A 13,728-nucleotide genomic window follows, 5' to 3' on the forward strand; every position below is an offset into this window, starting at 1 on the left:
GGCTCACTGGCCCGCGCCCGCTTCGTTCACGAACAGCGCCCCGGCGGTCACGATCCGGTCGCCGCGCTTCAGTCCGCCGGCGATCACGGCCATGCCGTCGCTGTCGCCCGAGACGACGACGGTCCGGGCACGCAGCAGCCGATCCGGGCCGAGCACCCAGACCCGCGCGCTGTCGCCTTCGTGGATTACCGCCGCGGCGGGCACGAGGAGAGCCGCGCCGGGCCCGGCGCGTGCGATCTGGAAGCTCGCGAACATCTGCGGCTTCAGCGCCTCGCCAGGATTGACGACCGTCGCGCGCACCGGCAGCCGGTGGGTCGCCGGGTCGAGCGCGGCGGCGACATTGTCGACGACGGCATGGAATGTCCGTCCGGGATAGGCGGGCGTCGTCACCTCCACGGCATCGCCGACATGCACCGAAGCGGCGTCACCCTCGGGCAATTGCGCGATCAGCCAGACATGCCCGAAATCGGCGATCGTCATCACCGGCTTGTCGCCGCCGGCACCGACATATTGGCCGGGTGCGACACCGCGGCTCGCGACGACGCCGGCGACCGGCGATCGATAGGTCGTCTGCGTCGACGTACCGTTGCCGTCGCCGGCCGTCTGCAAACGGGCGACCTCGGCGGGGTCCTTGCCGAACAAGGCGAGCTTGTCGCGTGCCGCGGTCAGCGCGGCGTCGGCGCTGCGTAACGTGGCCCCGGCGGTCACCACGTCGCTTTGCGCCTGGCGATAATCCTTCAGCGCACCACCCGCGGTCTGGTAGATCGCCTGTTGCCGCGCGGCATTGTCGCTCGCGATCTTGAGTTGTGCCGCAGCGGTGGCGCGGGCCGCCGCGGTCGAGGCCAGCGTACCCCGCGCCTCGACGAAATCCGGCGAGGCGATCTTCAGCAGGGGCTGGCCGCGTACGACATGCTGCCCCGCCTGTACGAACACCTCGGTGACCTGCCCCGAATACGGGAGCAGCACGGGCGTGCTGTGATCCTCGTCGACCGAGATCGTCCCGGTCGCATCGACATGGCTGTCCGCGACGCCGTTGCCGACGACGGCGATCTTCATCTGCGCCAGCTGCTCGGGCGTTGCCCGGAAGGTGCCGGCGGGAAGCGGCGGGGCCGGGGTGTCGACCGGTGTCGCGATCCGACGCCACACCATCGTCACCACGAAGACCGCAACGACGACCGCCGCGGCGATCAGCAACCATCGTCCTTGCCCTGCGGTGCCGAGGCGACGCGCCGTCGGCAATGGCGGCTCATGATCGAAATCTATCATGGTGTCCAACCTTGCCTCGGTCCAGATGCGACTTGCGAACGCCTATGGTGCAGCGCAATAGGACTGCGGGCTTACACCAGACTTACGGGGGGAGGGCGCAAGGCAGACATGCGATTGCTGCTGGTCGAGGACGACACCGCGCTCGCCGACGCGTTGCGCAATGCACTCGAACGCCGCGGGATCGCCAGCGACCATGCCGCGAACGCCAGCGACGCCGGTCAGATGCTGACCGTGGCGCGCTATGCTGCCGTCGTCCTCGATATCGGGCTGCCCGACCGAAGCGGGATCGAGGTCTTGCGTGCATTGCGCGGCCGCGACGATCCGATCCCCGTCGTCCTGCTGACCGCGCGCGGCGAGCTTGGCGACCGGATCGAGGGATTGAACGCCGGTGCCGACGATTATCTCGTCAAGCCGTTCGCCGTGGAGGAACTCGTCGCTCGGCTGAAAGCGGTGCGCCGGCGGCAGGGCGCGTTCCAGGGCAGCGTGCTTCGCTTCGCCAATGTCCGGTTCGATACGGACTCACGCGACGTACTGGCCGACGATCGGCCGGTGGCGCTGTCCGCGCGCGAAATGGAACTGCTCGCGCTGCTGATGCGGCGTGGCGGGCAAGTCGTTGCGAAGCGACTGGTCGAGGATCAGCTCTACGGCCTGACCGGGAAACTCGGGTCGAACGCGGTCGAGGTCTACGTCCACCGCCTGCGCCGCAAGATCGAGGACGCGGGCGCGACGGTCAGGATCGAGACGATCCGGGGCGTCGGTTACATGCTGCGCGCTACGTCGTGAAGCCGGGCCTCATCAAACGGTATCTGCCGCGGTCGCTGATCCTGCGGATCTTGCTGGTGGAATTCGTGGCGATCGCCGGGGTCGTGGTGATCGTCGCGGTGCTGCTCGTGTCGATACTCCATCAAACCACCGCGCTGTACCAGGATCGTGCATTGCTGGACCAGGCGCGGACGATCGCGCTTGGCCTGAGCGAAGGGCTTGCCGAACACCGGATCGAGGAGTCGAGCGCGATCCTGCCCGCCTATTCCAGCACCTATGACGGCCGCGCCTTCGTGGTCGTCGATGGTGCCGGACGGGCGGCGATCGCGAGCCGCTACGCCGAACGCGTGCCCTGGCGGCAGGCCCCGCGACGCCCGACCCCGCAGCCGTTCCGCGCTGGGACGTTCGTGGGTGTCAGCCTGCCGGTGTCGATCGGCGGAGAAGCCTTCTGGGTCGTGGTGTCCCAGGACGAGGCACGGCCGGGCGCGATCCTCGACGATGTCGAACGCGCGCTCCTGCTCCGTTATGTCGCGCTGCTGGTACCGATCCTGTTGCTCCTGCCGCTCGTCAACAGCCTGTTGATCCGGCGACTGGTCGCGGCGGTCCGGACCGTATCCGCCCACGCGACGCAGATCGATGCGCGCACGCTCGACATCCGGCTGGACGACACGGATCTGCCCGCCGAGGTGTTGCCGCTGGTCCAGGCCACCAACGCACTGATCGCGCGGCTGGAGGAAAGCTTTGCACAGCAATCGCAATTCATCGCCAATGTCGTTCACGAACTCCGCACGCCGCTGGCGACCTTGCGCATCCGCCTCGACGGGGTGGGCGATGCCGATGTGCGGGAGGCAGCGGTGCGGCAGGTGGATCGGCTGTCGCATGTCGTCGGCCAGCTGAGCGACCTCGCCGCACTGGAACGCGTGCCCGATGGTGCCGTCGAGCGCTTCGATCTCGCCCTGCTGGCGGTCGAGACGATCGCTGCCGTGGTCGAGCAGGAAATGGCGCGGGACCATGAGATCGGGCTGGATGCGCCCGACGAAGCGGTCTTCGTGACCGCGAACCGCGTGCTGATCGGGCTCGCGCTGTCGAATCTGGTCACCAACGCGTTTCGTCATACGCCGGCGGGAACGACGGTCGGCGTTTCGGTCGCGGTCGACGGCACCCTGACCGTCGTCGACGATGGTCCGGGGATAACCGCCAAAAGCCCCGACTTGCTCACGCGCCGTTTCTGGCGCGCCGATCACGGTCGATCGGACAGCGCGGGGCTGGGACTGGCGATCGTCGACCGTGTGGCGCGGGCGCACGGCGCGGCGTTATCGATCCGCAACCGGCCCGGGGGTGGGGCGGCGTTTTCGATCCTTCTGTCGGGTGCGGAACAGCGAGGCTGACTATCGCGGCAGGATGATCGTCGCGTCCAGTCCGCCACCCTCGCGGTTCGTCAGCACGATCCCGCCGCCGGCGTCCTGGACGATGCTGCGCGCGAGGGCCAGGCCGAGCCCGATCCCGCCGGTCTCGCGGTTGCGCGATTGCTCCAGCCGGGTGAACGGATCGAAGACGTCCGCCAGTCGGTCGGGCGGAATGCCCGGCCCCTCGTCGGCAACGACGATCCGGATATCGGTCGACGAGGTTTCGATGCGGACATCCGCACGCTGCCCGTATTTGACGGCATTCTCGATCAGGTTTCGCACCGCGCGCCGCATCAGCGACGGCCGCAACCGGGTGCGCAGCCGGTCGGTGTCGGCGAATTGCACGTCGCAGCCGAGATCGCGGAAGTCCTCGACCACCGCATCGACCAGCGCGGCGAGGTCGACCTCGGTCGGGGCCTCGCTCGGCCGACCGATCCGTGCGAGCGACAGGATATCGTCCAGCGTGCCGTTCATTTCCGCGATCGTCTCCGCCATGCGCGTCCGGTCGGTTTCGTCCTCGACCGATTCGATCCGCACGCGCAGTGCCGCCAACGGCGTCCGCAGGTCATGCCCGATCGCGCCGAGCATCCGGTTCTTTTCGTCGAGCATCGCGGTGACGCGCAACGTCAGTGCGTTGAACGCCGCGATCAGGTGCGCGATGTCGTGCGGGCCGCGCTGCGTCAGCAGCGGTCCCTCCTCGCCGGGCGCGAACCGATCGGCGGCCATCGTCAGGTCGCGTAGCGGACGCGAGATGCGGCGACCGATCCAGATCACCGGCAGCAATACGATGACGTAGAGGATCAGCGTCTGCCCGATCAGCCGCCACAACAGGAACCAGTCGTTTCCCGGCCAAGGCACACGCTGGACCAGCCAGCCCATTCCCGGCTGCTCGACGGCGATGACGAGTTCGCTGCGGATGTGCGTGCGGCGTTCGATGCGCTGTTGCCACGGCGGCGCATCGCGGGGGTCGGCCGGGCGCACGGCCGACGCGATGACGCCCGGCCTGAACCCGCCTTCGATCAAGACGGCACGCAGACGTTCGTCGACATCGGCCTGCGATTTCTCCTGCGCCGTGACGGGGTTCGCGGGCAGGCGGCGGATTCGTCCACGATCGGCGACGGGGCCGCGGCCCTGCGTCGTACGTTCGACGGCGTCCAGCACACGCGCGGCGACGGGGCCGGCGATCTGTTCGAGCCGTGCATGGCCGCGCTCGTGGAGCAGCATGGCGAAGTTGATCGCCTGCGCCACGAACAATGCGATGGCGATCAGCAGCACCATCTGCCCCGCCAGGCTTTGCGGCCAGAACCACCGCATCATGCGGCTCCTCACAACCGCGTCACCTCGGCGGAAAGCGTGTAGCCGCCGCCCCAGACGGTCTTGATGATCTCGGGGGTTTTGGCATCCGCCTCGATCTTGCGGCGCAGGCGGCTGACCTGGTTGTCGATCGCGCGATCGAACGCCGCCGCCTCGCGTCCCTGCGTCAGGTCCAGCAGCTGGTCGCGCGTCAGGACTTGCCGCGGGCGGGTAACGAGCGCGAGCAGCAGGTTGTATTCGCCCGTCGACAGCGGCAGCGACACGCCTTCGCGGTCGACCAGCGCGCGCTCGCCGGTCTTCAATACCCAGCCGGCAAAGGCGTAGGATCCGCTTTCGGGCGCGTGCTGACGCGTGCCGCCCGCCGTCACGCGGCGCAGTACCACCTTTACCCGGGTCGCGAGTTCGCGCGGCGAGAAGGGTTTGACGACATAGTCGTCCGCGCCCATCTCGAGACCGACGATCCGGTCGGTCTCCTCGGTTCGCGCGGTCAGCAGGATGACGGGGATATCGCTCGTCGCCGCGATATGACGGCACAGGCTGAGCCCGTCCTCGCCCGGCATCATCACGTCGAGGATGACCAGATCGATCGCATAGGCCGCCAGCCGCATCCGCGCGCTTTCCGCATCGCCCGCCTGGGTCACGCGGAACCCCTGCTTGGTGAGATATTGCGCAAGCGGTTCGCGGATCGATCGCTCGTCGTCGACGAGCAGGAGGTGGGGACCGTCGGCCATCGGCAGGGCGTACACCAAGAACGGGGAACGGCAAGGACCGGCCGGGCGGGCAGGGGATGCGCGCCCGGCGTCGGCGACGCTTATTGCTGGCCGGAAGGCGGCGGCGGGGTCCCGCCGCTGTTCTGCTCGCGCCGATCGCCCTGCCGCATCTCGCGCATGTTCGCCATTTCGGTACGATCGATCTTGCCGTCGTGGTTCGTATCCATCCGGTCGAACCGTTCGATCTGACGCGCGCGATACTCGTCGCGAGTGACGGTCCGGCCGCCACCGCGGCGTGGCCCGCCTGGCGGGGGCGTCGCTCCGCCGCCGCGTCGTGCCATCGCGGCGTCGCGGTACGCGGTCATCTCGTCGGGCGTGATCGTGCCGTCATGGTTCGCGTCCATCTCGTCGAAGCGGCGGTCCGCCGCCGCCAACGCCTCCTCACGCGTGACGATGCCGTCATGGTTGGCGTCCGCCGCCATCATACCGCCGCCCTGTCCGCCGCCGCGTTGAGGCGGGGGTGGCGGCATCTGACCGGATGGCGGGGCATCGGACTGGCCGTAAGCCGCGCCGCCGATCGCGGTGCTGGCCAGGGCGATGGCGATGAGGACGTTGCGCATGAGCTTCTCCGATATTGGGGACGGGGGCTGATCGGTTGCTTATCGCCGGCCGCTGTCGCCCGAATATGCCGCGGCGCGCGGCGATTGTCGCAATATGTAGCGCCGCCCTATCCGAAGATCGCGACGCTCTGCATCCCTTCCGCCAGCAATAGTCCATCCGCATTCCATACCCGCATCGTCTGGCTGGAACAGCCGTTGGCGGCATAGTCGGCGGTCGCGCCGAGCAGCCACCAGCCATCGGTCGTCGCTGGCCGTGGTTCGAGCATGTTGATCTGCCACGTCAGCGAACTGATCGGCACGAAGTCCTTGCCGAGCAGCTTGAACGCCGCGGGTGGCAACGCATCCGCCATCGTGATCAGTTCGACCAGCGGATCGAGCCCGGCGCGGTCGCGAAGCCGGCCCCAGCGCCGCCATTCCGCAGGCCCGGTGCCGTCCTTGATGTCGAGGAATTCGAAATTGCCGGTGAAGAAATCCGTGGGGCCGACATACAGCGTCGCGTCCGCGGCGGGCGGGGTGTGCCGTTCGGCCACGCGTCCATCATGCGCGATCCGCGAGACCTGGTCCGCCATGAAGACGAAGGTGGCGCGAAAGCCCAGCCCCTTGTCCGACACGATGTCGGCCTGCACGAACGCCGCGTTCCGCCCCCGCCGAAGCAGCGTCGCGGTAACCGCCACTCGCCCCGAAAGCGGGCCGACGAACGACACGATCGCCGATCGAAGCGGGGGCAAGTCGACATCCGAGCTTTGCGCTGCATGAAGCGCCAACGCGGACGACAGACCGCCATAGGCGGTACGCCCCTGCAACCAGTTTGCCGGGATGTCGACTGCGAACCCACCCTCGATCGGCTCGGCGACGGCCAGGATTTGGGGGAGTGACCTCATGCGACCGTTCCCAGCAACCAGTCGCGCAAATCGCGTTTCAGTACCTTGCCGATCGCACTGCGCGGCAGTTCGTCGATCGCGTGGAGTTCCGCGATCCGCTGCGTCTTGCCCAATTGCGCGTTGACCCAAGCACGGATCGCCTCGGGGTCGTCGGTCATGCCGGGCTCGGGCACGTAGAAGCCCACCGGCGTCTCGCCCCAGGCCTGGCTCGGCATGCCGACGACGGTGCAGTCCGCGACCGCGGGGTGGCGCGCCAGCACCGCCTCGAGATCGACCGGATAGATATTGAAGCCGCCCGAAATGATGAGGTCCTTCTTCCGGTCCATCAGCGTCAGGAACCCGTCCGCGTCGAACCGCCCGATATCGCCGTGGCGGATGAAGCGGTTGCCGTCGGCGTCACGCCATTCCGCTTCGCGCGTCGCGCCGTCGCGGCCGAAATAGCCCGTCATCATTGCCGGCGATCTGCCGACGACTTCACCCGTCTGCCCGTGCGCCACCTCGCGGCCCTCGTCGTCGATCAGGCGGATGTCATGGCCCGGCATCGGTTGGCCGACGGTGTGAAGCTTGTCGGGATGGGCGGAGCAGTTCAGCGCGCACGAGCCGCCGCCCTCGGTCATGCCGTAATATTCGACGAGAATGCCGGGCCAACGCGCCAGGACATCGGCTTTCAGCGCGGCGGCGAACGGCGCGCTGGTCGATGTCTTGAAGCGGAATGCGGACAGATCGAACGCCCCGAAATCGGGGAGCGCCATGATCCGCTGATACTGCACCGGTACCAGCATGGTGTGAGTCGCGCGGTGTTCGACGGCGAGTTCCAGGTAACGGCGCGCATCGAACTTCGCCATCAGTACCGCAGTGCCCCCCCAACCAAGGGTCGGCAGGAAACAAACCAGTGTCGTATTCGAATAGAGCGGCGTTGCGACGATGGTCACTGCGCAGTCGAACCCGGCGGCCGCGTTGCGCGATAGATGCTGCCATCGCATCGCATGACTTTGGACGATCCCTTTCGGCTTGCCGGTGGTGCCGGAAGAATAGATGATGTTGAAGCCGTCCGATGGCGCGATCGCGACCGGCATCGGTACCGCCCCTGCCGGAAGCAGCCACCCCTCGAATGCCGCGGGCTCAAGCGCTACCCGGGTCGCGGCGATGCCCGCATCGGTCAGCACGGCCGCATTGACGGTATCGAGGAACGCGATCGGTGCTCCGCAATCCGCGATCATGCCAGCGATCGCATCGGGCGTGGCCGACGGCGCGATCGGCGCGGCGAGTGCGCCGATACGAAGCGCCGCCATGAACACCGCGGCATAATCGACCGACGCGGCGGCGACGATCGCAACCGCCTGGCCCGGACGGACGCCGTGATGCTGGAGCGTCGCGGCGATCCGGTCGATCCGCGCGTCGAACGGACCATAGGCTATCGATTCGGCATCATCCGCCACCGCGGTCTTGTCGGGCTGCCTTGCGGCATGTGCTCGGACAAGATCGGGCAACGTCGCGAAATCGCCGGCGAGCAAGTCGGATGCAGTCTGCATATCGTGCCAAGCGCTAGGCGAAGCCGCCCGCCAATGCCATACGCGTTGTTCGAAAAAGGACGATTGATAGGGCGGATCGAGACTTGACGGGGCGCGTGGCGATCATGACGGGCGGGGGCACGGGGATCGGTGCCGCGGCGGTTCGCCGGCTGGCCGCGCGCGGCGTAGCGTGCGTCATCAACTATGCCAACAGCCGGAACGAGGCGGAAGCGCTGGCGATCGAGGTCGGGGAGGGGGCATCGCGGTCCAGGCGGATGTCTCCGACGATGCAGGCTGCCGCATACTGGCGAAGGCGGCGGCCGATGCGTTCGGGCGGATCGATTTTCTGGTCAACAATGCGGGCACCGGGGAGACGCTGCTGGTGGACGCGGGCGCGCACCTGGATGTCGGTCTGTCGCGACTGCCCGGGCGGGAGGGGTAATTTCGTCATGCCGGGCTCGTCCCGGCATCCAGGGCGTCGAGCGACCATCGACGATGTATGCCGCTACCCTGGATCCCGGCACGAGGCCGGGATGATGAAGGTTGTTCGCAGGCCAACCCGCCTTTGCATCCTGCCGCAGAACATGCGATTGCAAACCCATACCCGATCTTCAGATATCCCACCCGGAGAGACCGATATGGCGACTGCCGCCGAAATCGAAGCACCTGCAGGCTCGCTCGACTCGTTCCGCGCCGAAGCACGCGATTGGCTGGCGGCAAACTTTCCGCCGTCGCTTGCCAACCAGGCGATGACCCTCTCGTCGCTGGAGGCACCCGGCGACGCCTCCGCTGACGAAGCGGCGTGGACGAAGGCGATGGGCGACAAGGGCTGGGGCGTGCCGACCTGGCCCGCGCAATATGGCGGCGGCGGACTCAGCCGGACCCAGACGCGCGTCCTGCAGGAGGAAATGCAGAAGATCGGCGCCTGGAATCCGATCGGCGGCATGGGTGTGATGATGTTCGGGCCGACGCTGCTGGAATATGGCACCGAAGCGCAGAAGCACGAGCATATCCCGAACATCGCCAAGGGCTTGGTGCGCTGGTGCCAGGGCTATTCCGAGCCGGGCGCCGGTTCCGATCTCGCGAGCCTGCAGATGGCCGCGGAGGACAAGGGGGATCACTATCTCGTCAACGGGCAGAAGACCTGGACCTCGGGCGGCCAATGGGCCGACAAATGTTTTGCCCTGGTCCGCACCGACCGGACGAAGAAGCACGAGGGCATCAGCTTCCTGTTGATCGACATGGACGCGCCGGGCGTCGAGGTGAAGCCGATCCGCATGATCTCGGGCGCATCGCCGTTCTGCGAGACGTTCTTCACCAACGTGAAGGTGCCAAAGGAGAACCTCGTCGGCGTCGAGGGGCAGGGGTGGACGATCGGCAAGCGGTTGCTCCAGCACGAACGCTCCAGCCTGTCGGGTGGCGGCGGCAGCGCGGGGCGGATGATGGCGGGCAAGACCGTCAGCGCGCTCGCCAGGGACTATCGCGGCACCGACGACCAGGGCCGGATCGCCGATGCCGATCTGCGGATGCGGATCGTCCGCCACGAAATGGACAGTCGGGCCTTCATGCTGACGCTCCGCCGGGCCGCGCTTGAGTCGAAATCGAACCAGGGGCCATCCGCGGCCAGTTCGATCATGAAGAACGTCGGCGCCCGGGTAACGCAGGATCGCGCCGAGCTCGGTATCGAGATCATGGGGATGAACGGTCTTGGCTGGGAAGGCGAAGGCTTTACCGAGGACGAGACCGCGCAGACCCGCACGTGGCTGTGGGGCAAGGCGGTGTCGATCTATGGCGGGTCGAGCGAGATCCAGAACAACGTCATCGCCAAACAGATCCTGGGCATGCTGGACCACCAGTAACGATCCAATCCGCTACCCCGGCCCGGGCCGGGCGACGTATCTCTACCGAGGACCCGACCGATGGCCGTGCTGAACGACGAACAGACGATGCTGCGCGACATGGCGCGCGAATGGGCAGATAACGAATCGCCGGTGACCGCATTTCGCCGACTGCGCGATTCCGGGGACGCGCTCGACGACGCAGCGTGGCAGGAAATGGGCCAGATGGGGTGGGCCGGTATCGTCGTGCCCGAGGCGCATGGCGGATCGGCGTTCGGCTACCTTTCGCTTGGCCTCGTGATCGAGCAGATGGGACGCAATCTGGCCGCTTCGCCGTTGGCGTCGACCGGTCCGGCGGCGACCGCGATCGACATGGGGTCCGACGACGCGGCGAAGCGCGAATGGCTGCCTAGGATCGCGACCGGCGAAGCGATCGTGACGCTCGCGATCGACGAGGGTCCGGTGCATGATCCGGCGACGTCGGCGACCATGGTCGAGGACGGCATGCTGACCGGCACCAAGCTCTTCGTTGCCGAAGGCGATGTCGCCGTCGCTTTCGTGGTTTCGGCGGTCGACGGTCTGTATCTTGTGGCCGCCGGCGAAGGCGTGACGGTCGCCGCGCGTCATATGGCGGACGGACGCAGCCATGCGCAGGTTACCTTCGCGCGCGCTCCGGCGATCCGTCTTGGTGGCCCGGACCTGACCATAGCGATCGTCGACCGCGCGACCGCGCTCGTCGCCGCCGAGATGCTCGGCCTTGCCGAACAGGCGTTCGCGACGACCAACGATTATCTGAAGACGCGCGTTCAGTTCGGGCAGCCGCTGTCGACCTTCCAGGCGCTGCAGCACCGGATGGCGAAGATGTTCACCGAACTGGAGCTGATGCGCTCCGTCGTCGAGGCGGCGCTGGAGGCGATCGACGCGCGGCGCTCCGACATCGACCAGGCCGTGAGCCTGGCCAAGGCGGTCGGCAGCGAGACGTCGAAGCTGGTTAGCCGCGAGATGGTGCAGCTGCACGGCGGCATCGGCATGACCGACGAACATGACGCGGGGCTGTACCTGAAACGCGCCGCGACGTTGGAGACGATGTGGGGGAACGCCGCGTATCATCGCGAGCGGTTCGCGCGGTTGAACGGGTATTGACTGCTCTGTCCCCTCGGCGGGGGGGGGGCGATTAGAGGCGTTGGTGGTGCCGTCGTAACAGGCGATCCCGATGATGGAGCCACGCGTCGCGCAAACCTACCCCCCGTGCGCCGCCAGTGCCGCCAGCAGCAGCAACGCCACGATGTTGGTGATCTTTATCATCGGGTTGACCGCAGGACCTGCGGTGTCCTTGTAGGGATCGCCGACCGTGTCACCGGTCACCGCGGCCTTGTGCGCTTCGCTTCCCTTGCCGCCGTGGTTGCCGTCCTCGATATATTTCTTCGCATTGTCCCATGCGCCGCCGCCGCTGGTCATCGAGATCGCGACGAACAGTCCCGACACGATCACGCCGAGCAGCATCGCGCCGACCGCGGCGAAGGCGCTGCCCTGGCCGTCCACCGCGCGGATCACGAAATACAGGACGATCGGCGACAACACCGGCAGGAGCGACGGGACGATCATCTCACGGATCGCGGCACGCGTGACGAGATCGACGGTGCGCCCGTAATCAGGCCGGGTCGTGCCAAGCATGATACCCGGATTGTCCCGGAACTGCGCGCGGACTTCCTCGACGACCGCCCCCGCCGCACGGCCCACCGCGGTCATGCCAAACGCGCCGAACAGATAGGGCAGCAGCGCACCGAGCAGCAGTCCGACGATGACATACGGGTTCGACAGCGAGAAATCGACCGGCACGCCGGGGAAGAACTCGCGCAGGTCGGTGGTGTAAGCGCCGAACAGCACGAGTGCGGCGAGCGCGGCGGAGCCGATCGCATAGCCCTTGGTCACCGCCTTCGTCGTATTGCCCACCGCGTCGAGCGCATCGGTGCGGTGGCGGACATCGTCGGGCAAGCCCGCCATCTCCGCAATCCCGCCGGCATTGTCGGTGACGGGGCCGTACGCGTCGAGCGCCACGACCATCCCCGCGAGCGCCAGCATTGCGGTCGCGCCGAACGCGACGCCGATGATCCCGGCGATCTTGAACGCGGCGATGACCGCGATCACGATGACGATCGTGGGCGCGGCGGTCGACTCGAGGCTGATCGCCAGGCCCTGGATGACGTTGGTGCCATGGCCCGTCTCCGATGCCTTCGCGATCGATTTGACCGGGCGGTAGTTGGTGCCGGTGTAATATTCGGTGATCCATACCAGCGCGCCGGTCAGCGCCAGGCCGATCAACATGCACCAGAACAGCCCCATGCCGGTAAACGTCATACCCACCGGGCCGGCCGCGACGAACTGATCGGCGGGAAGCGCCAGCGCCTCGGCGGGATTGATCGACTTCACCGCGATTGGTGCGGTCATGTCGCCCAGCACATATTGCGTAGCGAAATAGATCGCGGGGACGGCGAGGATCGCGGAGGTCCAGAACCCCTTGTAGAGTGCGCCCATGATCGATCCGCCGCCGAGGCGGACCATGTAGGTGCCGATGATCGAGGTAATAATGCACGCCCCGCCGACGATCAGCGGCAGGCTCATCAGCTTCGTCAGCCCAACCGTATCCGCGCTGACGGTCAGCGCGATCGACACCATGGTCAGACCCAGCGTCACGACATAGGTTTCGAACAGATCTGCGGCCATCCCCGCGCAGTCGCCGACGTTATCGCCGACATTGTCCGCGATCGTGGCGGGATTGCGGGGGTCGTCCTCGGGGATACCGGCCTCGACCTTGCCGACCAGATCCGCGCCGACATCCGCTGCCTTGGTGAATATGCCGCCACCGAGCCGCGCGAAGATCGAGATGAGGCTCGCCCCGAACGCCAGCGCGGTCAGCGCCTGGACAACGGTTCGATCCTGGATGTTGGCGACGTCATGCCCCGCGGGTCCGATCAGGTACCAGAACACCACGCTGATCGCGAGCAACCCAAGCCCGGCGACCAGCATGCCCGTCACCGCGCCCGACCGGAACGCGGTCGTGAGGCCGCCCTGCAGCGAGGTCCGCGCGGCCTCCGCGGTACGGACGTTGGCACGAACCGAGATGTTCATCCCCGCGAACCCGGCCGCGCCCGACAGCACCGCGCCGACGACGAAGCCGACGGTGGAAACGAGACCCAGTGTCAGCGCGAGGATGATGGCGACCACGACGCCGACGATCCCGATCGCGGTATATTGGCGGGTCAGGTACGCCCTCGCGCCCTCCTGGATGGCGGCGGCGATGTCCTGCATCCTCGCGTCGCCCGCGGGTAAAGCCAGCAGCTGGCGGCTCGTTACGATGCAATAGACCACCGCGATCACGCCGCAGACCATCGCGATATAGATCGTCGTCATCCGGATCCT

At 67.3% G+C, this 13,728-nt stretch carries 12 protein-coding genes; 5 read left to right on the forward strand and 7 right to left on the reverse strand.

What is annotated here, in order from left to right:
* Nucleotides 1-3: 3 nt before the first annotated feature.
* Complete coding sequence (locus HUU99_RS00320) at nucleotides 4-1,266, reverse strand: efflux RND transporter periplasmic adaptor subunit (protein WP_174284579.1); 1,263 nt, start codon at nucleotides 1,264-1,266, stop codon at nucleotides 4-6.
* Nucleotides 1,267-1,374: 108 nt separating this feature from the next.
* On the opposite strand from HUU99_RS00320, the gene HUU99_RS00325 reads away from it, so the two are divergent.
* Both HUU99_RS00325 and HUU99_RS00330 read left to right on the forward strand, forming a co-directional pair.
* Nucleotides 1,375-2,049, forward strand: coding sequence for a response regulator (locus HUU99_RS00325; RefSeq protein WP_174284580.1), 675 nt, complete (start codon nucleotides 1,375-1,377; stop codon nucleotides 2,047-2,049).
* A complete protein-coding gene (locus HUU99_RS00330; protein ID WP_254602829.1) occupies nucleotides 2,046-3,416 on the forward strand; it encodes a sensor histidine kinase in 1,371 nt (456 codons plus the stop codon). Before HUU99_RS00325 ends, HUU99_RS00330 begins: the two co-directional genes overlap by 4 nt.
* Here HUU99_RS00330 and HUU99_RS00335 read toward each other — a convergent pair whose 3' ends face one another.
* The 5 genes from HUU99_RS00335 to HUU99_RS00355 form a co-directional block, all read right to left on the reverse strand.
* Nucleotides 3,417-4,748 carry a sensor histidine kinase gene (locus HUU99_RS00335; RefSeq protein WP_254602830.1) on the reverse strand — a complete coding sequence of 444 codons (1,332 nt, stop codon included), beginning with the start codon at nucleotides 4,746-4,748 and terminating at the stop codon, nucleotides 3,417-3,419. It abuts the gene before it with no gap.
* 11 nt (nucleotides 4,749-4,759) lie between these two features.
* Entirely contained in the window at nucleotides 4,760-5,479 is a 720-nt protein-coding gene (locus HUU99_RS00340) for a response regulator (protein WP_174284581.1), read from the reverse strand.
* An 80-nt stretch (nucleotides 5,480-5,559) separates the two neighbouring features.
* Nucleotides 5,560-6,078: an EF-hand domain-containing protein gene (locus HUU99_RS00345; RefSeq protein WP_254602831.1), complete on the reverse strand. Its 519-nt coding sequence runs from the start codon at nucleotides 6,076-6,078 to the stop codon at nucleotides 5,560-5,562.
* Nucleotides 6,079-6,185: 107 nt separating this feature from the next.
* On the reverse strand, nucleotides 6,186-6,959 hold the full coding sequence (locus HUU99_RS00350; protein ID WP_174284582.1) for a thioesterase family protein: 774 nt from the start codon (nucleotides 6,957-6,959) through the stop codon (nucleotides 6,186-6,188).
* Complete coding sequence (locus tag HUU99_RS00355) at nucleotides 6,956-8,491, reverse strand: class I adenylate-forming enzyme family protein (RefSeq protein WP_174284583.1); 1,536 nt, start codon at nucleotides 8,489-8,491, stop codon at nucleotides 6,956-6,958. The genes HUU99_RS00350 and HUU99_RS00355 overlap by 4 nt, the downstream gene beginning before the upstream one ends.
* Before the next feature lie 169 nt (nucleotides 8,492-8,660).
* Here HUU99_RS00355 and HUU99_RS00360 point away from each other — a divergent pair, with 169 nt between their 5' ends.
* The 3 genes from HUU99_RS00360 (at nucleotide 8,661) to HUU99_RS00370 (ending at nucleotide 11,451) form a co-directional block, all read left to right on the forward strand.
* Nucleotides 8,661-8,912, forward strand: coding sequence for an SDR family oxidoreductase (locus HUU99_RS00360; protein ID WP_217430723.1), 252 nt, complete (start codon nucleotides 8,661-8,663; stop codon nucleotides 8,910-8,912).
* Nucleotides 8,913-9,108: 196 nt separating this feature from the next.
* A complete protein-coding gene (locus tag HUU99_RS00365) occupies nucleotides 9,109-10,329 on the forward strand; it encodes an acyl-CoA dehydrogenase family protein (RefSeq protein ID WP_174284584.1) in 1,221 nt (406 codons plus the stop codon).
* 60 nt (nucleotides 10,330-10,389) lie between these two features.
* Entirely contained in the window at nucleotides 10,390-11,451 is a 1,062-nt protein-coding gene (locus HUU99_RS00370) for an acyl-CoA dehydrogenase family protein (RefSeq protein WP_174284585.1), read from the forward strand.
* Between the two features lie 96 nt (nucleotides 11,452-11,547).
* On the opposite strand, the gene HUU99_RS00375 is transcribed toward HUU99_RS00370, so the two are convergent.
* Nucleotides 11,548-13,719, reverse strand: a complete 2,172-nt coding sequence (locus tag HUU99_RS00375) for a sodium-translocating pyrophosphatase (RefSeq protein WP_174284586.1) — start codon at nucleotides 13,717-13,719, stop codon at nucleotides 11,548-11,550.
* Nucleotides 13,720-13,728 lie beyond the last annotated feature (9 nt).

The sequence above is a fragment of the Sphingomonas bacterium genome, assembly GCF_903642285.1.
In the GTDB taxonomy this organism is placed as follows: Bacteria; Pseudomonadota; Alphaproteobacteria; order Sphingomonadales; family Sphingomonadaceae; genus Sphingomonas.

Bases quoted from the DNA above. Each gene is read 5' to 3' on its own strand.
- HUU99_RS00320 (WP_174284579.1), bottom strand. From the start codon at position 1,266: ATGATAGATTTCGATCATGAGCCGCCATTGCCGACGGCGCGTCGCCTC.
- HUU99_RS00325 (WP_174284580.1), top strand. From the start codon at position 1,375: ATGCGATTGCTGCTGGTCGAGGACGACACCGCGCTCGCCGACGCGTTG.
- HUU99_RS00335 (WP_254602830.1), bottom strand. From the start codon at position 4,748: ATGCGGTGGTTCTGGCCGCAAAGCCTGGCGGGGCAGATGGTGCTGCTG.
- HUU99_RS00340 (WP_174284581.1), bottom strand. From the start codon at position 5,479: ATGGCCGACGGTCCCCACCTCCTGCTCGTCGACGACGAGCGATCGATC.
- HUU99_RS00345 (WP_254602831.1), bottom strand. From the start codon at position 6,078: ATGCGCAACGTCCTCATCGCCATCGCCCTGGCCAGCACCGCGATCGGC.
- HUU99_RS00350 (WP_174284582.1), bottom strand. From the start codon at position 6,959: ATGAGGTCACTCCCCCAAATCCTGGCCGTCGCCGAGCCGATCGAGGGT.
- HUU99_RS00355 (WP_174284583.1), bottom strand. From the start codon at position 8,491: ATGCAGACTGCATCCGACTTGCTCGCCGGCGATTTCGCGACGTTGCCC.
- HUU99_RS00365 (WP_174284584.1), top strand. From the start codon at position 9,109: ATGGCGACTGCCGCCGAAATCGAAGCACCTGCAGGCTCGCTCGACTCG.
- HUU99_RS00370 (WP_174284585.1), top strand. From the start codon at position 10,390: ATGGCCGTGCTGAACGACGAACAGACGATGCTGCGCGACATGGCGCGC.
- HUU99_RS00375 (WP_174284586.1), bottom strand. From the start codon at position 13,719: ATGACGACGATCTATATCGCGATGGTCTGCGGCGTGATCGCGGTGGTC.